The 20,642-nt window shown below is 45.4% G+C and carries 17 protein-coding genes; 6 read left to right on the forward strand and 11 right to left on the reverse strand.

From position 1 onward, the window contains the following. Window positions 1–324 precede the first annotated feature (324 nt). Window positions 325–1,377: a fatty acid desaturase gene (locus QUA44_RS01620; protein WP_333247803.1), complete on the reverse strand. Its 1,053-nt coding sequence runs from the start codon at window positions 1,375–1,377 to the stop codon at window positions 325–327. 257 nt (window positions 1,378–1,634) lie between these two features. After that, window positions 1,635–1,898 (reverse strand): hypothetical protein, encoded by a 264-nt coding sequence (locus QUA44_RS01625; protein WP_333247801.1) that lies wholly within the window; start codon window positions 1,896–1,898, stop codon window positions 1,635–1,637. A gap of 138 nt (window positions 1,899–2,036) precedes the next feature. On the opposite strand from QUA44_RS01625, the gene thrC reads away from it, so the two are divergent. Both thrC and purU read left to right on the forward strand, forming a co-directional pair. After that, window positions 2,037–3,173, forward strand: a complete 1,137-nt coding sequence (gene thrC, locus QUA44_RS01630; RefSeq protein ID WP_445243620.1) for a threonine synthase — start codon at window positions 2,037–2,039, stop codon at window positions 3,171–3,173. 263 nt (window positions 3,174–3,436) lie between these two features. Next, window positions 3,437–4,291, forward strand: coding sequence for a formyltetrahydrofolate deformylase (gene purU / locus QUA44_RS01635; RefSeq protein WP_333247799.1), 855 nt, complete (start codon window positions 3,437–3,439; stop codon window positions 4,289–4,291). 142 nt (window positions 4,292–4,433) lie between these two features. On the opposite strand, the gene QUA44_RS01640 is transcribed toward purU, so the two are convergent. Continuing rightward, window positions 4,434–5,048 (reverse strand): hypothetical protein, encoded by a 615-nt coding sequence (locus QUA44_RS01640; protein ID WP_333247797.1) that lies wholly within the window; start codon window positions 5,046–5,048, stop codon window positions 4,434–4,436. 144 nt (window positions 5,049–5,192) lie between these two features. Here QUA44_RS01640 and QUA44_RS01645 point away from each other — a divergent pair, with 144 nt between their 5' ends. Then, window positions 5,193–6,218 carry a YihY/virulence factor BrkB family protein gene (locus QUA44_RS01645; RefSeq protein ID WP_333247795.1) on the forward strand — a complete coding sequence of 342 codons (1,026 nt, stop codon included), beginning with the start codon at window positions 5,193–5,195 and terminating at the stop codon, window positions 6,216–6,218. A 238-nt stretch (window positions 6,219–6,456) separates the two neighbouring features. After that, window positions 6,457–7,119 (forward strand): hypothetical protein, encoded by a 663-nt coding sequence (locus QUA44_RS01650; protein ID WP_333247793.1) that lies wholly within the window; start codon window positions 6,457–6,459, stop codon window positions 7,117–7,119. Window positions 7,120–7,279: 160 nt separating this feature from the next. Here the strand turns inward: QUA44_RS01650 and QUA44_RS01655 are convergent, their stop codons facing one another. From QUA44_RS01655 to QUA44_RS01665, 3 genes are all read right to left on the reverse strand, one after another. Beyond that, window positions 7,280–7,972, reverse strand: coding sequence for an MAE_28990/MAE_18760 family HEPN-like nuclease (locus QUA44_RS01655; RefSeq protein WP_333247791.1), 693 nt, complete (start codon window positions 7,970–7,972; stop codon window positions 7,280–7,282). Window positions 7,973–8,084: 112 nt separating this feature from the next. Then, the gene (locus QUA44_RS01660) at window positions 8,085–8,618 is read right to left on the reverse strand and encodes a DUF262 domain-containing protein (protein ID WP_333247789.1); all 534 of its coding nucleotides are present in this window, start codon (window positions 8,616–8,618) and stop codon (window positions 8,085–8,087) included. A 203-nt stretch (window positions 8,619–8,821) separates the two neighbouring features. Next, entirely contained in the window at window positions 8,822–9,055 is a 234-nt protein-coding gene (locus tag QUA44_RS01665; RefSeq protein WP_333247787.1) for a hypothetical protein, read from the reverse strand. A gap of 204 nt (window positions 9,056–9,259) precedes the next feature. On the opposite strand from QUA44_RS01665, the gene QUA44_RS01670 reads away from it, so the two are divergent. Continuing rightward, complete coding sequence (locus QUA44_RS01670) at window positions 9,260–9,436, forward strand: ribbon-helix-helix domain-containing protein (RefSeq protein ID WP_096829277.1); 177 nt, start codon at window positions 9,260–9,262, stop codon at window positions 9,434–9,436. Window positions 9,437–9,544: 108 nt separating this feature from the next. Here the strand turns inward: QUA44_RS01670 and clpB are convergent, their stop codons facing one another. After that, entirely contained in the window at window positions 9,545–12,160 is a 2,616-nt protein-coding gene (gene clpB, locus QUA44_RS01675) for an ATP-dependent chaperone ClpB (protein ID WP_333247785.1), read from the reverse strand. 407 nt (window positions 12,161–12,567) lie between these two features. Here clpB and QUA44_RS01680 point away from each other — a divergent pair, with 407 nt between their 5' ends. Next, entirely contained in the window at window positions 12,568–13,260 is a 693-nt protein-coding gene (locus tag QUA44_RS01680) for a DUF2259 domain-containing protein (RefSeq protein ID WP_333247783.1), read from the forward strand. 344 nt (window positions 13,261–13,604) lie between these two features. Here the strand turns inward: QUA44_RS01680 and QUA44_RS01685 are convergent, their stop codons facing one another. From QUA44_RS01685 to polA, 4 genes are all read right to left on the reverse strand, one after another. Next, window positions 13,605–15,320 (reverse strand): ATP-binding protein, encoded by a 1,716-nt coding sequence (locus QUA44_RS01685; RefSeq protein ID WP_333247781.1) that lies wholly within the window; start codon window positions 15,318–15,320, stop codon window positions 13,605–13,607. A gap of 347 nt (window positions 15,321–15,667) precedes the next feature. Continuing rightward, window positions 15,668–16,189: a hypothetical protein gene (locus QUA44_RS01690; protein ID WP_333247779.1), complete on the reverse strand. Its 522-nt coding sequence runs from the start codon at window positions 16,187–16,189 to the stop codon at window positions 15,668–15,670. Window positions 16,190–16,709: 520 nt separating this feature from the next. Further along, window positions 16,710–17,282: a thermonuclease family protein gene (locus QUA44_RS01695; protein WP_333247777.1), complete on the reverse strand. Its 573-nt coding sequence runs from the start codon at window positions 17,280–17,282 to the stop codon at window positions 16,710–16,712. Between the two features lie 11 nt (window positions 17,283–17,293). Further along, on the reverse strand, window positions 17,294–20,449 hold the full coding sequence (polA, locus tag QUA44_RS01700; RefSeq protein ID WP_333247776.1) for a DNA polymerase I: 3,156 nt from the start codon (window positions 20,447–20,449) through the stop codon (window positions 17,294–17,296). Between the last annotated feature and the right edge of the window lie 193 nt (window positions 20,450–20,642).

Genomic DNA, 20,642 nt, shown 5'->3' on the forward strand with positions numbered 1-20,642 from the left:
TTAGATTTTAGATTTTAGATTTTAGATTTTAGATTTTAGATTTTAGATTTTAGATTTTAGATTTTAGATTTTAGATTGGGAATGACTGATTTAATAATGGTACGGATTGTGATAAGCTGTTACGCATCTAAATTGAATACAGAGACGGGCAGGATGCCCGTTCCACAAGAATTGTAGAAAAATTGACTGTAAAATTAGATGCACACCCGCTTATTGACAGTATGGCGCGGATTCTGTCCATTACAAAAGCTACGGATTGTAATATCGAAAAACCCGGTTGTGTTTGACAAACCGGGTTTTTCTGGCATTTATCGCGTTTAAAACTTACTTTGTTTTAGCGTTAAATTCCTGCAATGTTTGATAACCGCCAGCCGGATTGTATAGGTGACAGTTGTCGGCAATCCGCTTCATTAAAGACCAAGAAAATTCTGTTTCGTAGAGATGATCTTGCCAATTTTCCTTTAAGCTGCTGTGGGCGAGGCGCAAATTGTACCAGGGTATAGCAGTTGAAAGGTGGTGAGGAACGTGCACGTTAATGTCGTGGCACAGAAACTCTACCCAGCGGGGATAGTCGCAGTGAACTGTTCCCGATAGTTGCGCTTGGGCTTCGTTCCATTCTTCGGGTTTTTTAAATGAAATGTCTGGTGCTGTGTGGTGAACAATGGTAAAAGTGCTCATCCAGAAATGGTAAACCATCCAGGGCATCAACCAAAATTTGATGAATCCCCAAATGCCTGTGGTGGCAATTAAAGTCGGAAATACGATCGCAGCACCGATTAAAACTACTAACACAGAAAACCGCACTTGTTCTTGCTGCTGTTTGCCTTTGAAGCGCCACCACTTAAAGTGTACTTTTGCCCAGTGGGCGATCGAGCCAACCCACCACATCGGGCCGAAGATTAAACTATAAGCTATTTGTAAGGCTTTGGGCGCGGCAGCGTAGTCGGCTGCTGTCATCGGCTGCCAAGCATTATCTTCGCCAATTTTGTTGGTGTGCTTGTGGTGATAATTGTGTCCATGCCGCCATGCGTGAAACGGGAAAATTAACGGCAGAAATGCGAGATGTCCGACTAAATCGTTTACCCAGCGGCGGTTAGCAAATGACCGATGGCCGCAGTCGTGGCCGATCACAAAAAAACCGGTTAATCCGGTGCCTGTGAAAATCCACATCAGGGGCAGTAGAAACCAAGGAGAGACTGCTATTCCCCAGTAACCGACAGCAACTAAAAGAACGTTGACGATTACTTTTGTCCAAGCTTTGCGGGGGTTTTTGACAAATACTTCCCGCGGCAGGGTTTTGAGAATATCTTTCAGGCGCAGGTTGGAAGTGTCACTTGCGGATGTCAAATTTAGTGGTTTTTCGATCGATGCTGTCATAAATAGATTTCGATTCTCCGTATGCCATGAGCATGGCTTAACAAATTAGCGCCATAAAAAAGCGCAGTAAAATGTCAGCTCGTTGCCAGCTTGTGGCAGACGAGTTGAGCAGTAGGCAAGCGCGTTTTAGCAAATGCTAGCGATCGCTATCCGCAGTTAGGAATTTCTAGCACTTTTGGCAAAAAATACTGCGGGTAGCAAAACATTCGTTTTTATAACACAGGGGCAGCACAGTTAGCATTAGCGACTGTTGTCTGCTAATTGCTGTTGCTGCCAGAAATGGGGTCTAGAGCCGGCAAGCCAGCGATCGACCGTTGCTGTTTGAGGCTTTGCACTTCCAGCAGCAAGGATTCGATTTCCGCTTGCAAGTGCAGGAACTTAACTTGCTGGTCGGCTTGGTAGGGGCACTTTACCAAATCTACTTTGCGGGCAAAACTGGTCGATAGGGTAGAAGAACTAGCCATTTCGGGATTGCTCGCGGTGACTTGAGGCCGGGAAAGAGTGGATGAATTATTTGACATTAGTAATTGAGTAGACATATCTACACATTCACACCATTAAGTTACTTTAACCTGAACCGATCGTATTAAACATCAAATTAACCGATCGAGCTAAAATTAGTGTAAATTCCTTGGCCATTGCCTAAAACCATTGACATCGTGACCCTGATTCTACCTGCTACTGACTCTGTTGCTGACTCTGTTGCTAACTCCGCTGCCCCCGCAGCCTTGCCGAAACGCTACGGCTGGCCCGGCTTGATCGAAGCTTATCGCCCCTACCTGCCGGTGACGGAAACCACGCCGGTAGTCACTCTCCAAGAAGGCAATACTCCTCTGATTCCAGCACCTGCGATCGCCTCTCTCATCGGTAGAGACGTGCGCGTCTTGGTGAAATACGACGGCCTCAACCCCACTGGTAGTTTCAAAGACCGGGGGATGACAATGGCGATTTCCAAGGCGAAGGAAGCTGGTGCGGAGGCAGTAATTTGCGCCAGTACCGGCAATACTTCGGCCTCGGCCGCCGCCTACGCCCGACGCGGGGGAATGCGAGCTTTCGTGTTGATTCCCGAAGGTTACGTGGCTTTGGGCAAGCTGGCGCAAGCTTTGCTTTACGGTGCGGAAGTAATTTCGATTGGCGGAAATTTCGATCGAGCTTTAGAAATTGTCCGCGAAATGGCTGTCAATTATCCGGTGACATTAGTCAACTCCGTGAATCCTTACCGCTTGGAAGGTCAAAAAACCGGAGCTTTTGAAGTCGTTGACGCTTTAGGCGACGCCCCCGACTGGCTGTGCATTCCCGTCGGAAATGCGGGAAACATCACAGCATACTGGATGGGTTTTTGTCAATACCACCAAGCCAAAAAATGTTCGCGACTACCACGGATGATGGGATTTCAAGCCGCCGGGGCTGCACCTTTAGTAACAGGCCAACCAGTGGCGAACCCAGAAACCTTGGCGACGGCGATTCGGATCGGCAACCCGGCTAGCTGGAAACAGGCGATCTCCGCTTCCGAAGCCAGCCGCGGCAGTTTTGCCGCTGTCACCGACGCCGAAATTCTCGACGCTTACCGTTTGTTAGCATCCGAGGAAGGAATTTTCTGCGAACCGGCGAGTGCAGCTTCTGTGGCCGGCTTGCTGAAGGTGAAAGACCAAGTTCCGACTGGGGCGACGGTGGTTTGTGTGTTGACTGGTAACGGTTTGAAAGACCCGGATACGGCAATTAATCACAGCAACAATCAATTTAAAAGCGGCATTGCTCCGAGTTTGGATGCAGTAGCTGGGGCGATGGGATTTTAGAAGAAGGAAGAGGGAACAGGGAAGAAGGAAGAAGGAAGATCTAAACAGGCAAGATGCCTGTTCCACTCTTAGTGAAAATCTCTTGTGGGGTGGGCCGAAGAACCCGCCCGTAAGCCCATAGAAACAGGCAAGATCCCTGTTACACTCTCAGTTAAAATCCATTGTGGGGTGGGCCGAAGAACCCGCCCCCAAGCGTATCAATAAACCCCTGTGATATCGATTTTTTCTCGATCGACTCAGCGAGACAATTTTGTCCTTATATTATGACTAGCCCTACTGCAACCCTGTTAATTGCCTGTCCCGATCGCAAAGGACTCGTCGCCTTACTTGCCAATTTTATCGCCTCCCACAACGGCAATATCATCCACGCGGATCACCATACAGATTTTACCGCTGGATTATTTCTAAGCAGGCTAGAATGGCAATTAGATGATTTTGATTTAACCACCGAACAAATAACACCTACTTTTAGTGAAATTGCCAAGGACTTACAAGCCAATTGGCAATTGCATTTCTCCCAAAAAATTCGACGCATCGCGATCTGGGTAAGCCGTCAAGATCATTGTTTATTAGACTTGATTTGGCGACAACAATCTCAAGAAATCAGAGGTGAAATTCCGCTGATCATCAGCAACCATCAAAATTTAAAGCCTCTTGCCGCACAATACGGTATCGACTTTGAGTATATTCCCATTACTAAAGACAATAAAGCTATTCAAGAAGCACAACAGTTAGAAATTATTAAAAAATATAAGATTGATTTAGTAGTTTTGGCTAAATATATGCAAATCTTGAGTCAAGACTTTATCATAAATTTTCCCAATGTAATTAATATTCACCATTCATTTTTACCCGCGTTTGTGGGTGCAAATCCCTACGAAAGAGCTTATGAAAGAGGGGTCAAAATTATCGGTGCAACAGCTCACTATGTTACACCAGATTTAGATGCTGGTCCGATTATCGAACAAGATGTTGTGCGCGTCAGTCACCGCGATGAAGTGTCTGATTTGGTTCGCAAAGGTAAAGATTTAGAAAGAGTTGTGTTAGCAAGAGCCGTGCGATATCATTTACAAAATCGTGTTTTAGTTTATGGCAATCGGACTGTGGTTTTTGCTTAAAAGTTAGGCATCATATCAATCCTGGTTTGTTAGCGATTTTATCAATCGGCGAGTGAAATCGCTACGACACACACACGAAGTCCACTGAAGCGCGGACTGAATAAAAGACGGATGATAAAAGCGGATTTGGTATGATTAATCATTACTCACTAAAAGGCGGTAGCTGAAGTAACTGATTTTTAGAAGGCGAAAGTTCTGCCCGATTGTGGCGGATTTCGATCGCACTTTCGCCCGGATTTCCCGTGGTAACAGGTACGATTTCTAAAGAATATGCTGTCTCTGTTTTTCTAGGGGCAGGATTTTGGGCTTTCGTGAGCAAGTCAACGGCATCTCCGAGGGCGCTAGTTAAATTTTTGCTAGTCTCGGCGTGGCGGGCTTCTTCTTGTTTGAGGGCTTGAGTGAGTTGTTTAACTTGTTCGATCGCCCGATCGCGCTCTTGGAGAACTTCTGCTAACTTAGCTTTAAGTTCGCCTACTGTTTCCAGTTGTGCGACTTCCTGCAGGCGAGCAACTCCAGCATCATCGCCTTCGGGCATAATGGGGGAAAAATTTTGTAATTGCTCTATTTGTGCTTCCAGAGAAGCGATGCTTTGCTGAGTTAATTTAGCATCATTCCGCCGCTGCTCGGCTTCGGTATTGTAGAGTTGGCGCCACTGAGTCGCACTTTCACCGGCCTCATCTCGATCGCGCGAAACTTCTGTTAACTGCTGTTGCAGCCGCTTGATTTCATCTAACCACTGTCTGACATCCTGATCCATAATATTGATTTTAGATTTTAGATTTTAGATTGGGGAATTGGGGAATTGGGAATTGGCAATTGGGAATTGGCAATTGCGAGTTGATAATGGCTTAATTAATTAACGACTTGTGTACCTCATCTTTCGCCTCGTTGCCTGTGCGCTATGAACATTTTTTACTGGTTGCGCTACCTGATTTTAGCTTTGTTTAAGGCGCTTTTAAGGCTGCTTCGAACTCTCAAACGGAAATTTGGTGGTTTTTGGCTGTTTTGTCGGTGTTTGACTTGGCGCACGCTCAAGGAAGTCGGCGCGAAGGCAGGAGAGCAGCGCTTGCCGGGGCTGTCTGCAGAAATGGCCTACAATTCTATGCTGGCGCTGTTTCCGGGGCTGTTGGCTATCTTATCTGCGATCGCCCTGTTTGAACCTTTGCAGTCAACACTGTATCAAATCGCCCGTCTTTTGGGCGAAGTTATACCCGATGACGTGCGGAATTTAATTGGTGGCTTAATCAAAGAAATTCTGTTAACTCGGAGTAAAGGGCTATTTTCGGTGAGCTTTCTTGGGGCGATTTGGGCATTTTCTGGAGTAATGAGCGCGGCGATGGCTGCACTCGATCGCATCCATGACATCCCGAGCGATCGAACTAGACCATTTTGGAAAGCCAAACTTATTTCTCTGGCGCTGAGTATCGGTACAATTGTGCTGTTAATTCTAGCATCGGGAGTAGTATTGGTCAGCGACTTAATTGTACAAGCTATTGCCCGCCAGAGTTGCCTGCTGGAGTCCGTCGCCAATTGCGATTTAAAAGATGTCCAAAATTGCTTGCTCCTCGCCGGCAATTGCCCTTTAGAGTCGCAACTATTAGCTGTTTGGCGGCTGTGGCGGTGGCCGATTTCTTTGGGCATTGTATCAGTTGCCTTTGCCTTTGTTTACCGCTACGGGCCGAGCCGCCACCAACCAGATATTCCTATTTTGTCGGGAGCTGTTTTTGCCGCTATTTTGTGGGCACTGTTTTCAGCTTTATTTCGGTTTTATGTTTTGCATGTGGGCAATTTTAGTTGGGCTTACGGCACAATCGGAAGTTTTATTGTGTTGCTGCTGTGGCTGGATATTTCTTCTTTGGTGATGCTGATCGGCGCTCAGTTAAATGTGACGGTGGGAAAGGCTATTAAACAATCAAAATTAAAATAATTTGTTAATTTTGAATTGTTAATTGTTATGTGTTATTTGCCGGATGCTGGCTTACCGACGGAGTAAAGTGCTGAGGATGCCCGCAACAAAAGACAGCAAAATCAGTATCCAAATGAGACCACCGGGAATGAATGTCAAGAGGCCAACACCTCTGAGAATCCAAACTAGGAGGGTGAGGCCCAGGATAGTCAAAAAGATGCGGGTAGATAGTCGCATTTGAAATCTAGGAGAATTAGTCATGTTGAATGTTAAAGTTTTGTCTGGATCAATGATAGCTGCTTTGCTGGCGATCGGCAGTTACCTCACTTTAATTTCGGTTCCGGGTTCCGCTGTTGCGCCTGGGGCTACAAAGGCGCTGCCACAAGCGGCAAATGCTGCTAAAAAAACATCTGCTGCAAGTTTAACAATTTCCGATCGCACAATTGGAGCGGCGAAGGTGGGGATGACTTTCGGACAATTGAAAAAGGCTCTGGGTTCCACGGCCCAGTTTAAGGTACAGTCTCCTTTTATGGTAGACTTTGATGCTGTGGCTGTCAGCCAGTCTGGAAAAGTGCAATATCGGATTATCTACGCTGCCGGTACAAAGCTAAAAGATTCGGATGTCATTGAACTTTTAATGACTGATAATTCTAATTATAAAACAGTTCAGGGCGTTGGGCCGGGAATGACTCTGAAACAAGCTGAGGCAATTTACGGTAAGGCTACTTTATCTTATAACGTGGATAATGAAATGAGAGAAGGGGTTGTATTTGCCAAGCAACCCACTAGAAACATTATGTTTGTTCCCAAGGCTGAAGGAAAACAATTTGGGGGAGTTTATGGCGCTGGTCAAGGGGGATTTTATCAGACTAATAAGTATCACCCGAATGCTGTAATTAAGTCTGTAATGGTGCGTAAGTAAGTTATCAGTTCTGGCCGCCAAAACCCGGTTTTTTAACGTAATTGCGTCATTTTAGGTTGATGGCGCGAGAAACCTGGTTTTTTGCTGTTTCTGCAGGCTGTAGGAAGTATTCTTGCAAAAACCCGGTTTCTGGACACCTGCGAGTCTAGAACTATAAAAATTAAGGAGTACCTGCGGGTAACTCCAAATACTCTTCATTGTCAAGATAATCTCTGATATTTTCCAGTATTTGCGTCAAATACTCTACGACTTCTTCCTTCATTTCTAATAGTTCCTCAATAGCCTGATCTTGCCCCACTTCCTCAAAAGACTTAATCCCATGCGCCAAATCATTCCTGTTGCTTTTAACAACTACAAGATTTTGCCCGTTCTTGGTCTTAGTAAAGTCTGTTTGATATGAAAAACCATATTTTTCTGCTATTTCTTTAATCAACCTAGCATCCACATTTCCTGAAAACAGTTCCTCGCGCTCAAATGTAGCTGTGATGATATCTGTAGAGATTTGGTTGATTGTTAAATGAATTTTTTGAGGAGAACGGTCTTTCAGATTTTGGAGGACAATTACTTTGATTTTGGGTTTGAGTCGGTCAAAGGAGATTCCTTTATTTTTGAGATCCTGGAATATGGCTTCAATCGCATTTCGCATAGTGGATTCAACTAAGTTATACAGTAACAAAAAACCATTAGCTCTCAGGGTTTTTGCTAACTCAGGATCGAGACTTTGTATTTTGTATGTGCCAGCAGGATCGAATACAGCTAACTTTGTTGTCTGTTTTTCCAAGCTCTCCAGAAAAATGAAGTAATCATCCACATCTTTAGCGCGTGTATTAAAGTCGAATAGTACAGTTTCCATGATTATCCTAGCAGTCGATCGCAGACATATTCAATACACACAACAAATTTTTTATTTCCCAAACTAATACCCAGAGATTTTTGGCTCTCTTTCAAATGTATTTACTTTGCTATTAAAATGATTGTAGCCGCTCAAATAAATCTCTTCGGAATTCCTCATTTGCAGTTTTGCTTAGTTGGATTACCCGAAGTGTAGTTCGATTGAAATGCCTCTGACGAGGCATGAGTAAATCACTAAACTTAAATCCATTCAAATGCTCTAATTTTTTCAGTCCACTTAAGGTTAATTCGTTGTTGACAAATCTGGTTAGAGTACGAATGCGTTCTGCACCGTCTACGATCTCTAAACGTGATTCATCATTTTCATCATCACCGATATCAGCAACGAATAGATAAGGTATTGGTAGCCCCAAAATTACAGATTCGATAAACTTTGATTGCCTTGCTTCATCCCAAGTCATTTCACGTTGGTAGTCAGGAATAAACAACTTATTAGTATCATCGTCAATTCCTTCCATATATTTTTGAACGAGTATTTCGACTGGATACTGTTTGGTGTCGTAATTAATTTGCTGCCGATTATCGCGAATTTCCATTTCTGCAGCATTTCTGTCTTGAAGCGTAATTTCTTCTAGTTTCGATCGCATATTTTTAAGTAACGAGAAAGTGTTGTGGATACGATCATTTTACCACAGCCCAAGGTTGAGAAAGTCCTGTTCCGAGAATTTTAGTCTTGAGGCCACCCCAGTATAAATTCTGATTTGGCTGAGAGGGTACGGCCGATCGCACTTATCAAAAAAAGTGCGATCGCCAATGTTTATTTAACTGAAACCGCCGCGCAAATTACCCTTTATAACGCGCTGGTGACAGGATTGGAAGGACGGCCCAACGCCGATAAACGGTGACTTTCCCCACTGCGATCGAACACAACCTCAAACTTAACGTGAGGTATAGTTTGTCGCAGAAACTGAAAATGCCCGTCTGCATCTGAACGGCTGCGGAAGCGGGCAACAATAATCCATTGCTGAGTGGGTAACAGACGGGCGATCGCCCAACAACACAAGCGTTGTTTATATGTCATCATAGAATTCGTCTCCATTGAATGTTGGAGCCAGAGCCAGCCCGGAACCTTCCACAGTAAGGGGCTGGCTTTTGACTGTTTACAGGTGGCAGCATAACACATTATGACGTACAATAATATAAAACGACATAAAATGAAATAATTTTATCGGTTTTAACTCAAAACGGCGTAAGATGGATTTTGTTGAAATGTTTTGCAGTACAACGAATGGCTTCACGGGGACGAGTTACCGCATACTTGCCAGAGGAGATTCAAAAAGCTCTGGAAGAATGGGCAGAAGAAGACAGCAGATCCGTTAGCAGTTTGGCAACGTACCTGCTGACTAAATCTGTTAGAGAACGCCAAGAGCAGAAAAAAGATAAATCAGAAAGCGATCGCCCTTAAGAACGATCGCCCGCAATCCCATCCGCGTCCATCCGCCTACATCTGCGGTCAAAAAAAGAACCACCGCCTCAAAAAAAATAAGGTGGGCCGCAGCCCACCCTACTCAAATTATTTCGCAGTCACCAACTGAGCCGGCAGCCGCTTAAACGCCAACCTTTCATTCTCGATATCCACAAAAATGGTATCGCCGTCAGCAAAATCTCCCCGCAAAATACCCTTCGCCATTTGCGTTTCCAACTCGCGTTGAATTCCCCGCTTCAGAGGCCGCGCACCGTAAACCGGATCGTAACCAATTTCTGCTAAGAAGTCGATCGCCAATTCCGACAATTTCAGAGACATTTTGCGATCGGCCAACCGTTTTTCCAACCGCTTCACTTGCAACAGCACAATCTGCCGCAATTCCGGCTTACTCAAACCGTGGAAAATAATCGTTTCATCAATCCGGTTCAAGAATTCTGGGCGGAAAGTTCCCCGCATCGCCTCCATCACCAGACTCCGCATTTTTTCGTTATCTCCCGCCACATCCAAGATGTATTGAGAGCCGACATTCGATGTCATAATAATCACAGAATTCTTAAAGTCTACTGTGTGACCTTGAGCATCGGTAACGCGGCCGTCATCCAGAATTTGCAGCATGATATTGAATACATCCGGGTGCGCTTTCTCGATTTCATCGAATAGAATTACCGAATAGGGACGGCGGCGGACAGCCTCAGTTAATTGTCCGCCTTCATCGTAGCCAACGTATCCCGGAGGCGCACCGATTAAGCGCGAAACTGCGTGTTTCTCCATGTATTCCGACATATCAATTCGCACGATCGCCTCTTCGGTGTCAAAGAGATAAGATGCTAATGCTTTCGCCAACTCGGTTTTACCTACACCAGTGGGGCCGAGGAAGATAAAACTCGCAACGGGACGATTTGGATCGGCTAAACCCGCGCGCGATCGTTGAATTGCATCTGCAACCGCCGTCACCGCTTCATTCTGTCCGATTACCCGTTTGTGCAGTTCATCTTCCAAGTACAAAAGTTTCTGCATTTCCGATTCAACTAACTTGCTGATCGGGATTCCCGTCCACTTAGAAATAATCTCGGCAATGTCAGATTCCGTGACTTCTTCCCTGAGTAAAGTTTTACCAGTAGTTTGAGTTGCTGTCAGTTGAGCTTCGGCTTCTTGCAATTGTTTTTGCAACTCGGTCAACTTGCTATATTTCAACTCAGCAGCGCGGTTCAGGTCATATTTTAATTCAGCTTGTTGAATTTCAATATTCACTTTGTCCATCTGTTCTTTGATTGTTTGAATGCTACCGATGACACCTTTTTCTGATTGCCATTGGGCGTTCAAACCGCTTTGCTGTTCCTTGAGATTGCCTAAGTCTTTTTCCAGTCTTTCCAAGCGTTCGATCGAAGCTGTGTTGCTTTCTTTTTGCAGCGACAGTCTTTCCATTTCTAGCTGCAAAATCCGGCGGTCGATTTCGTCTAATTCTTCCGGCTTGGAAGTAATCTCCATTTTAAGTTTAGCGGCTGCTTCATCCACTAAGTCAATAGCTTTGTCGGGCAGGAAGCGATCGCTAATATATCGAGTAGACAAAGTAGCCGCAGCCACTAGCGCGCTGTCAGAAATTTTTACACCGTGGTGAACTTCATACCGTTCCTTCAAACCCCGCAGAATAGAGATAGTATCTTCTACTGTCGGCTGGTCAACATACACTTGTTGAAAACGGCGTTCTAAGGCAGCATCTTTTTCGAGATATTTGCGGTATTCGTCGAGAGTTGTAGCACCGATACAGCGCAATTCTCCCCTCGCTAACATGGGTTTTAGCAAGTTGCCGGCATCCATCGAGCCTTGAGTCGCGCCGGCCCCGACAACGGTGTGAATTTCATCGATAAATAAGATGACTTTGCCGTTGCTGTCCATCACTTCTTTGAGCACCGCTTTCAAACGTTCTTCAAATTCTCCCCGGAATTTTGCACCGGCAATTAACGCGCCCATATCTAAGCTAATTAATTGTCTGTCTTTGAGAGATTGCGGCACATCTCCGGTGATAATTCGCTGGGCGAGTCCTTCGGCGATCGCAGTTTTTCCTACTCCCGGTTCCCCAATCAATACCGGATTATTTTTGGTGCGGCGGCTCAATATTTGAATCGTGCGGCGGATTTCGTCATCCCGTCCGATAACTGGATCGAGTTTGCCTTGACGTGCGGCTTCTGTCAAATCTCGGCCGTATTTTTCCAGCGCTTCGTATTTGCCTTCTGGATTTTGGTCTGTCACTTTGTTGTTCCCCCGGACTTGGGTAATAATATTTTTGAGCTTGGCTTCATCTAGTTTAAATTCTTGCAGCAGATTTTTGCCGAAGCGATCGTCCTTAACGTACCCTAGTATCAAATGCTCGATCGAGATAAATTCATCGCCGTACTCTTTGCGATAAGCTTCAGCCCTGTCTAGCAGGGTATCTAGGGAACGACCGAGATAAACGTTGCCGCCAGCGCCAGTGATTTTCGGCTGGCGGCTGATAAACTCATCAGTGCGATCGCGCAATTTGGCGATAGTCACTCCAGCTTTATTAAATAAACTGCTAGCCAGTCCCGATTCTTGTTCCAGCAAAGCTTTCATCAAATGTTCGCTTTCTAGCTGTTGCTGTTGGGCTGCTTTGACAACTTCTGGGGTGCGCGCGAGGGCTTCCCAGGCTTTTTCGGTAAATTGGTTTGGATTATTCGGTTGCATAAATTTTGATTCCCTGAATTGAAAATGATGAGTGCTGTAGAGGCAATTGCTCGATCGCCCGTACAATTCTCATTGTAGGGAGTTGCGAAGGGCGATCGGATCGGTGTTCCCCTATCTTTAGATAGGTATTTCCGTCCTTTGTCGCAGTCTCTGGCAGCGAAAAGCAAACTGTCGCCCCTAAAAGTTGCACTCTTGGATAAAAGCAACTCTCACCTTAAAAATGCTTGCTAGTGCCACTTGAAAAAACGGCATATTCTTAAACAGTTTCCTGCGGAAAATGGAGAAACATCTATGTAAATAGGAGAGAGGACTTGAGAAGCGTCACAGTCCTATAGCTAAACCCAAAGCGTTATTGTTTTACTCATCAATAACAGCCGCTATAACTCTCACACCTGGAAAATATAACTATGAAAATTTTACCTTTAATTTCGTTAGGTATTATAGCAAGTGCCGCGATCGCAGTAGCCCCTGAAGCTTGGGCAAATACCTGGCGTGCCGCACACCGGATGTCGGGTTTTTCCGCCGACAGCAATTACTACTTGTATTTAGAAAGTTCCAGAGATACAGGAGCGGGAATTCCCAAAGCAGAATTACAAATTGTTCGAGTTGCTGCAAATTCCTGCATCAAAAATGGGTGTATCGAAACTAAATATGGCGAGCCAGACTCGAATAAAAGCACTAAAATGGCAGAAGATGACTTGCTTAAAAAAAGTTGGAATAACAGGCAAACTTTGAAGTTAACTCCTCCCAAAGCTGGAACTAAACTGAACATTATTTCTCGTACTCCCGGAGCCAATAGAAGCGAGACCGTCGCCGTCAAAGTCAATACAGCAAAGCCTTTACAAATTCGTCTGGAACAGCGGCAAAAAAATGCTTCGGCTGGCAAAGAAAGCGCGGCAATGCGTCTTGTAATTAATCATAACGGTCGGCAGCGTGTCCTCGGAACGCTGAACAATTTTCAAGATTGGGTGTTCTCTTATTCAATCCGAGAAGTTCGTTTGTCTCCGAACAGGCGCAATGTCGTTGTGCTGGTGGACAAGACAGAACGCACTTTTGAAGGAGTCTTGAAAACTACTTTTGTACAAGGCTTTGTTCTTTAAGATTGCTATATTCCCAGGTCAAAACCTGGGAATTATCAAAACTTACGCATAACCCCTATATGTAAGTTGCACACGGCGCACCTACAGATAGAGTCTGTGCGTTAGTCCGGATCGGGTTGTTAATTAGACTTCTTGCAAAAATCCTTTTCATCAATTGATGGGATGGGCCCCAGAGTCCGTTCTAATTATTTTTGCAAGAGGTCTATTATTCTTTATTTTGATAATTAATATATCAATAGATTTTAAAATTTATCTATTCCTTCCTCCCTCTTTCTTTTTCCTTGAATATCTGCCAACTGCCAACTGCCAACTGTCAACTGCCAACTGTCAACTGTCAACTGTTTTCAAGCCTGCATCACCACCCGTTCCGGGAGACTGACAATAAAAGTTGAACCTTTACCGTCTTCGCTTTCGACGCTAATTTCGCCGCCGAGAATTTGACACAAACGCTGGCTAATTGTCAATCCCAAACCAGTGCCTCCGTACTTGCGGGTAGTCGAAGCATCAGCTTGGGTAAAAGGTTTGAATATCTGCTCTAATTGCTCGTCCGTCATGCCGATGCCGGTGTCGCTGACTCGAAACATTAAAACTTGAGAAGTGTAGTTTGAACCCGATTGAAAATCATTATTTTTATTTTGTTTCGCCGATCTTGATTTTTCAATTTTGATTCTTTCGACGGCGATAGTAATGACGCCTTTTTCGGTAAATTTGGCAGCATTGCTGAGCAAATTGAGGAGAATTTGCCGCACTTTGGGTTGGTCGGCGTACATTGTGCCGAGTTCGCCTTTTGTTTTCAATGCTAAAGCATTGCCTTTTTTTTCTACTAGCGGTTGAGCCGTAGTCATCACTTCTTCAATCATCGTTGCCACGTCGAAGTTTTCCAAATAAAGCGTGACGTGACCGGCTTCTATTTTGGAAATGTCGAGGATGTCGCTAATCATATCCAGCAGGTGTTTGCCTGCGGTTTGAATTTTTTCTAAGTCCGGGAGAAAGTCTTCTGAACCGGAATCTTGAGCATCTTCTTGCAGCATTTCGCTGTAGTTAATGATGGCGTTGAGGGGGGTGCGTAGTTCGTGGCTCATGTTGGCGAGAAATGCACTTTTGGAGCGGTTGGCAGCTTCGGCTGCTACTTTTGCTTCGTGCAAGTCTTCTGTATATTCTGCTACCCGCTGAATCAGTTCGTTGAGAGCAATTGCCAGCATTCCCACTTCGTCAGAGGTAGTGACGGGTACTTGCAAATCAAAGTTTGATTCTTCTGTCACTCGCTGAGCGATGAGGGTGGTGGCTTCTAAGGAGCGAGCGATCGCCCGGCTGGTGTATGCTGCAAGTACGGCTGCCAGACCAGCGGATACTGCTAGAGAGCCAACCAGAATCAGAGTTCCAAGTTTTTCTGCTTGCTCGTAGGTTCTAAATGCCTCATCTGCTTTATCGCGAAAGTTGGTGGCCAGTTGGGCTGAATCCTCGGAAAACTGTTTGAGTTTCAAAGCAGTTTCGCCCGCCACAAAATTGTTCAAGTTCTGCCCCAAAGCCTGCTGCTGCTTCGGATTCAAAGCAGATAATTTCGCAGTAGCCAACAATTTTTGTACTTGTTGAAAGTATGATTCTACGGTTTTGCCGTTGACTTGAGCGAACTGTTGAAGCTGTTGGTAGTCTTTGGCAATCTCGGCATTCTTCGTCGGCGGTAGGGTTTGCAGTTGTTCGAGGATGCCGCTCATCTGAGCAACGCGAGTCAGGAATTCCGATCGTTCGCGATCGAAAATTTGCGGTTTGGTCGTCAGACTCGCGAGCTCTTGCTGCTGAATTCTGACTTCCTGCACCGTGTGATTGAGGTTTGTTAAGATTTCCGCTTTGTCTCGGTCGATCGCTAGTTTTTCTCTAACTTGCTGTTTGTGATAGGATTCTACTCCCCGTCCCGCCACAGCACCCAAAACGGCAATACTAATGACCAAGGCGTATCCGCAGCCGATTTTCTGCCTGATACCCAAGCGGCCCAACAGACTTTTCAACCCTATTTGAGGACGGTTCTGCAGTTGATTTTTCAAAGCTAAGGTTAAAGACATGGGCAATGTACTCGTCACCTTTGAGAGGCACCATCTATATTCTAATTGATGCCTGCCGGAGGGTAAATAAAGTTCTGGCTTCGGACTAGGTTTCGGTAGTTATTGGGTCTTTGCAGGGTTCCACAGCTCGATCGGCTTGACAGTTTGGACGAGTTATGCGTCACAAATTATAGCAGAAGCAAGAAGGAAGAACCAGTCAAAGGCATGGTTTCAGTAATAATTAAGAACGTACTCACCGTCGGGCGTGGTTGCGATCTAAGTCGCGAGTTATAAGTTGCAAGTTACGAGTTAGATTTCTGATTGAAAACTCTACTCTACTCGCAACCCACAACTCTATCGCTGTTCCCCTACTGGCAAAGTCGAAATTGTGCTATCTCAGCAGGAATTCTTGAAGCATTAGGTACGTTTGCAGAGGCAGGAACGAAGATTCCCAGGCCGTAACTGCAACCCTCCGCCGTCGTGCATTCCCCAGGCTTAGCACTGATTTGATATTCGCCTTGGGATGGGGGAGTAAAAGAGATTGACGCCAGTTCGCCTGTTTTTTGACTCACAGCGATTTCCTGACCGCTGGCATCCTTGAGAGATAAGTTTAAATCCTGACAATTTCCGTCGCAAGTGGCAACAAAAACATACTCCACATTAGGATGCAGCGTTGCTCTAAAAGGAGATGAAACTTGCTTGCGAACTTGGCCCAGCAACGGCACAAATACTAATTTTTGACCGTTGCCTTTCCGCTGGTCAACTTCTGTTTTTAAGCGACAAATAACCGTTTTTTCGTTTTCGGTCAGTTCTTGAGCAATCGCATTTCCTACAATTGCAGTACCGAGGATCAGCGCCAGGCCGGAAATAACCAGATGTTTGAAATTCATTGATGTCCCTTAAAGTTAATTTTGGGTGATTGCAATAGACCGCTTTTGTCAGCAGTCTATTAGTTTATCTGGAGCCTATCACATTTGTTGACTTTTCCGAAAAAACAGGTCGGAGAAAAGTGCGCTCGAACTCATGTCTGGTTTTAGATGAATCTGGCGTCAGCTATCGCCGAAACTCCACAGATTGCAGACCGTAGGAGCAGAACCTCGTCCTGATTGTATTGTACTAAATTAGGGCGGCATCCGCTGAGCAACCAGTTTCTGGGCGGACGCGGCGCAGCTAAACCTAAAATTTATAGTATAGACCGGGTTTAACAAGACCTGAGTGAGTCCAAGACTGTAAATCTCTGATACAGGTTCGCAGATTCCAGGTAAATAACATAATTCAGTCCCTGTCCATATACAAATAGGCTGAAACTTGTGGCTATACTAGACGAACAAAACTCCGAAGGCAAGAGTTAGTTCGTACTTCTACCCTCTTCCTTCTTCCGGCTTCCATCGGGCTTCTTCCTGCTTCCGATCATTTATCACTGTTCCGAAAATTCCAAGCAGGAACAAACTTAGAATCTCCCCAAACGCCGCGGCGATTTTTCTTAGCTTCGGCTTCCGCTTGTTCCAGAATACTTGCACTCGGACAGTTTTTCAAGTAAGGACGGTAAACCATTGCTAATCCTTCGCGGATCAAAACTTCTTGGGCAAATGTGCCGTTTGGCAAGCGAACTTCGCTAACTTTGCGACCGTAGCGGTCAGTATCGGTGACGGTCAAAACAACGCGGTCGCCCCCTTGATTGACAAGCTGCTGCATTCTTTGGTGCGCTAGATTTCCCCACTTAAACTGATTTTTTTTTGCTGCTGCTTTGCTATTTTTTTCAGCATTGGTGTGCGCGACTTCCGGTGCATCTATGCAGGCAAAACGCACTTTGATATCTTTGCCGGCGCTATCGCTGGCGACAAGGGTGTCGCCGTCGCTGACTCGCTTGACAGCATAGTTATTCGGTGCAAACTTTTGCGGACAACCAAATAGTAGCAATAGCAGAGCAACTGCACTTAAGGTTTTTATTTTGGGGAAAATGGCGATTTTAGTTTGGCTCATATTTCTGTGTTTTATTTAGTTTCCATCCAATTTTGCCCAGCGTGGATGTCAACTATCAGCGGTACGCTAAGTGGCAGAGCATTTTCCATCGCACTTCTAATTTTCGGCTGCAATTCTTCCCATTCATCGGGAGGTACTTCAAAGATTAATTCATCGTGAACTTGCAGCAGCAGCCGCGCCTGATAGTTTTGCAAAATTTTGTGTACCTCAATCATGGCAAGTTTAATGATATCAGCACTGGAACCTTGAATGGGAGCGTTGGCTGCCGCCCGCAAAGATTGGGCGTCATCTCTGCTGAGAGATTTAAGTTCGTTTGAGCGAATGTCTTCGGGATTGCTGCCTTGTAAGCGGCGGAGGCTGCCATTTTTGTCAAAGTTTAGATAGCGGCGGCGGCCTAGAATTGTGGTAACATAGCCGAGGGCGATCGCCTCTTTTTTTACTTTCTCCAAAAATTCAAAAACCTTACTGTAACGCTCGTTAAATCGCTTAATAAACTCTTTGCCGTCTGCGGGCGTTTTGCCCATCGAGCGCCCGAACTTAATCGCCCCCATACCATAAACTACCCCAAAATTAATCGTCTTGCCAAACCGTCTTTCATCGGGCGTTATTGTTTCGTTTTCAAACAACAGTTGAGCCGTCAAGGTATGCACATCTTGATTATTTTTGTAAGCTTCTACCAGGAGAGGTTCTTGACTCAAATGAGCCAAAATTCGCAGTTCGATTTGAGAATAGTCAGCCGACACCATCAGCCAACCTGCTTCCGGTAAAAAAGCCTTGCGAATTTGCCGCGAAAACTCGGTGCGGATGGGAATATTTTGTAAATTGGGATTGGAAGAAGAAAGCCTTCCCGTACCCGTTGCAGCTTGGTTGAAATCTGTATGCACTCGCCCGGTATCCGCACGCACTAACTGCGGCAAAGCATCGACATAAGTTGATTTCAACTTGGATAATGTTCGGTGTTCTAATAAATCGTCTACAATCGGGTGGTCTCCTTGCAATTTATCCAAGACAGCCGCGTCTGTAGAGTATCCTGTCTTAGTTTTGCGAGACTTTTTCTGAAACTGAGCCGGAATTTTTTCTAACAAGATTTCGCTGAGTTGTTTCGGGGAACCTAAATTAAACTTTCTCCCCGCGGCTTGATAAGTCTTTTCTTCTATTTCTGTTAAGCTCTTTTCTAGCTGTTGTGAAAGTTCTTGCAGGTAAGCTGAATTAATGCGAATTCCGCAGTATTCCATTTCGGCTAAAACTGGTTCTAACGGCTGTTCTACTTCCAGCAATAACCCCTCCAAAGTTTTTTCGGGAAAGCTAGATTCATCAGCTTCCTTCAATTTGGCTTTAAGTTCCCCAACTAAGTGAAATGTAGTGTAAACATCCATGCCGCAGTAGTCGGCTACTTCTCGAATGCTGATGTCAGCAATTGTTTTGTTTTTTGGTACTAATTGATTATAATTTTTGGGATTATTGCGTAAGTATTCCCTTAACGATTCGCTGACACTGTGATTGTCTTCTGACTCGACTAAGTATTTCCTTGACAATTCGCTGAGGCTGTGGGTAGTTTCTGGGTTGAGTACGTAACTGGCTAGCATGGTGTCGAAGACGACTCCGGCTAGTTTAATTCCTTGACAGCGCAGGATCGATCGATCAAATTTAGCATTTTGCAGCGCCTTCGGATAATTCTCACCTTCCAAAATCGGACGCAAAGCATTTAAAACTGTGGCTTTGTCCAAGTTTGTGCCCGTTTTGTGTCCCGTGGGAATGTAAGCTAAATCTTGTTCTCCGGTTCCCCAACAGCAGCCAATTCCGACTAATTCGGCGTCTCGCGGTTCTAAGGCGGTGGTTTCGGTATCCCACGCCACGGGTGAGGCTTTGTCCGTGTAGGTTTCCAGCAGTTGGACTAATTCGTTTAACTGTTCGGTTGTTTGAATTATTCGGGGTTTAATTGGCAGTTGGTTTTCCTGCTGGGCGGCTTTGGTGTCATCATGAGTCCAAAACCACAATTCATCTGCTTCTGAACTTTCAGAAGTTGCAGGTGACTTATCTATTGTGGGGTGGGCATCTTGCCCGCCCAAAGCAACAGGCAAGATGCCTGTTCCACTGTCGGCAACAGTCAAGATACCTGTTCCACTGTCGGCAACAGTCAAGATGCCTGTTCCACTGTCGATTGAATTGATTGTGGGGTGGGCATCTTGCCCGCCCTTTGCCAATGGTTCTTCTACGCCACCAAAACGCTTTTGAATTTGTTTAACTTTGTTTAAAAATGTCTTAAATTCCAACTTTTCCAGCATGGGAATCAAGGCTGATTCGTCAAAACCTATCAACTGGCAATCTTCTAAGTTGATTTCTAATGGCACGTCTTGGACAATTGTCGCCATGCGTTGAGAATGATAAGCAGCTTCTTTGCCTTCTTCTAGCTTTTTCTTAGTTGCTCCTTTAATCTCGTCTATGGCTGCATAAATTCCATCAAGGGAATTGTAAGCTTCCAGCAATTGCAGGGCGGTTTTGTCGCCGATGCCTTTGACTCCGGGGATGTTGTCGGATTTGTCGCCGCAGAGGGATTTGTAATCTATTACTTGTTCGGGCAAAATACCGAGTTTGGCTTTGACTTCTTCCGGGCCGTATTCTTGGGATTTGCCTTTGCCCGATCGCCTGAGTTCATCGGTACTCAAATATAATACGCTGATTTGTTTTTCGGTTTCTACTAATTGAAACAAATCTCGATCGCCCGTGAGGATTTTAACCTGATAACCCGCCGCGCTGGCTTTGTTTGCCAAAGTTCCCAAAACATCGTCCGCCTCGTAGCCGGGAGCAGTTATTGCTGGTAAATTCAAATAGGTGAGGAGTTCTTGCAGGTTTTTGATATCGGGAATAAAATCTTCGGGAGTTTCCGCACGACCGGCTTTGTAAGTTTCGTCTGCTTCGTGGCGAAATGTGGGTGTGGCGAGGTCAAAGGCGATCGCCATGTACTGGGGGTCGTGGGCGGCCATAACTTCCAGCAGCGACTTGAGAAAGCCAAAACAGACGCTGGTGGGAATGCCTGTCGTAGTTCGCAAGCCTCCGTCTCGACTTTTGGCAAAGGCGAAGTAGGAGCGAAAGGCCAGGGAGTGGCCGTCAACTAAGATGAAGATGGGAGCTTGATTTGCCGACACAGACACAAATACCGATCGCACGAAAGGATTTTCTCATTGTACTCAGTTGTCCGCCTGCATTGATCGACCGGAAGGATGGCCCGCAGACTTGAGGACGCTTGACACTCGATCGGATCTCGGCTTACTGTGCAGCTTGGCTGAGAATAGTAGAAGATGTTAAGTACGATTCCCTAGGGGATAGCTTCGCTTCACGCGAATTTACAAACACCTGCCC

It is taken from the genome of Microcoleus sp. N9_A2 (genome assembly GCF_036701775.1).
Classification (GTDB): Bacteria; Cyanobacteriota; Cyanobacteriia; order Cyanobacteriales; family Microcoleaceae; genus Microcoleus.

What these genes read in the sequence shown, in the direction of transcription:
- QUA44_RS01660 (WP_333247789.1), bottom strand. Translation starts at nt 8,618, where the DNA reads ATGCGATCGAAACTAGAAGAAATTACGCTTCAAGACAGAAATGCTGCA.
- purU (WP_333247799.1), top strand. Translation starts at nt 3,437, where the DNA reads ATGACTAGCCCTACTGCAACCCTGTTAATTGCCTGTCCCGATCGCAAA.
- QUA44_RS01640 (WP_333247797.1), bottom strand. Translation starts at nt 5,048, where the DNA reads ATGGATCAGGATGTCAGACAGTGGTTAGATGAAATCAAGCGGCTGCAA.
- QUA44_RS01695 (WP_333247777.1), bottom strand. Translation starts at nt 17,282, where the DNA reads ATGAGCCAAACTAAAATCGCCATTTTCCCCAAAATAAAAACCTTAAGT.
- QUA44_RS01680 (WP_333247783.1), top strand. Translation starts at nt 12,568, where the DNA reads ATGAAAATTTTACCTTTAATTTCGTTAGGTATTATAGCAAGTGCCGCG.
- QUA44_RS01655 (WP_333247791.1), bottom strand. Translation starts at nt 7,972, where the DNA reads ATGGAAACTGTACTATTCGACTTTAATACACGCGCTAAAGATGTGGAT.
- QUA44_RS01625 (WP_333247801.1), bottom strand. Translation starts at nt 1,898, where the DNA reads ATGTCAAATAATTCATCCACTCTTTCCCGGCCTCAAGTCACCGCGAGC.
- QUA44_RS01650 (WP_333247793.1), top strand. Translation starts at nt 6,457, where the DNA reads ATGTTGAATGTTAAAGTTTTGTCTGGATCAATGATAGCTGCTTTGCTG.
- QUA44_RS01645 (WP_333247795.1), top strand. Translation starts at nt 5,193, where the DNA reads ATGAACATTTTTTACTGGTTGCGCTACCTGATTTTAGCTTTGTTTAAG.
- QUA44_RS01665 (WP_333247787.1), bottom strand. Translation starts at nt 9,055, where the DNA reads ATGATGACATATAAACAACGCTTGTGTTGTTGGGCGATCGCCCGTCTG.
- QUA44_RS01690 (WP_333247779.1), bottom strand. Translation starts at nt 16,189, where the DNA reads ATGAATTTCAAACATCTGGTTATTTCCGGCCTGGCGCTGATCCTCGGT.
- QUA44_RS01685 (WP_333247781.1), bottom strand. Translation starts at nt 15,320, where the DNA reads ATGTCTTTAACCTTAGCTTTGAAAAATCAACTGCAGAACCGTCCTCAA.
- clpB (WP_333247785.1), bottom strand. Translation starts at nt 12,160, where the DNA reads ATGCAACCGAATAATCCAAACCAATTTACCGAAAAAGCCTGGGAAGCC.
- QUA44_RS01620 (WP_333247803.1), bottom strand. Translation starts at nt 1,377, where the DNA reads ATGACAGCATCGATCGAAAAACCACTAAATTTGACATCCGCAAGTGAC.
- QUA44_RS01670 (WP_096829277.1), top strand. Translation starts at nt 9,260, where the DNA reads ATGGCTTCACGGGGACGAGTTACCGCATACTTGCCAGAGGAGATTCAA.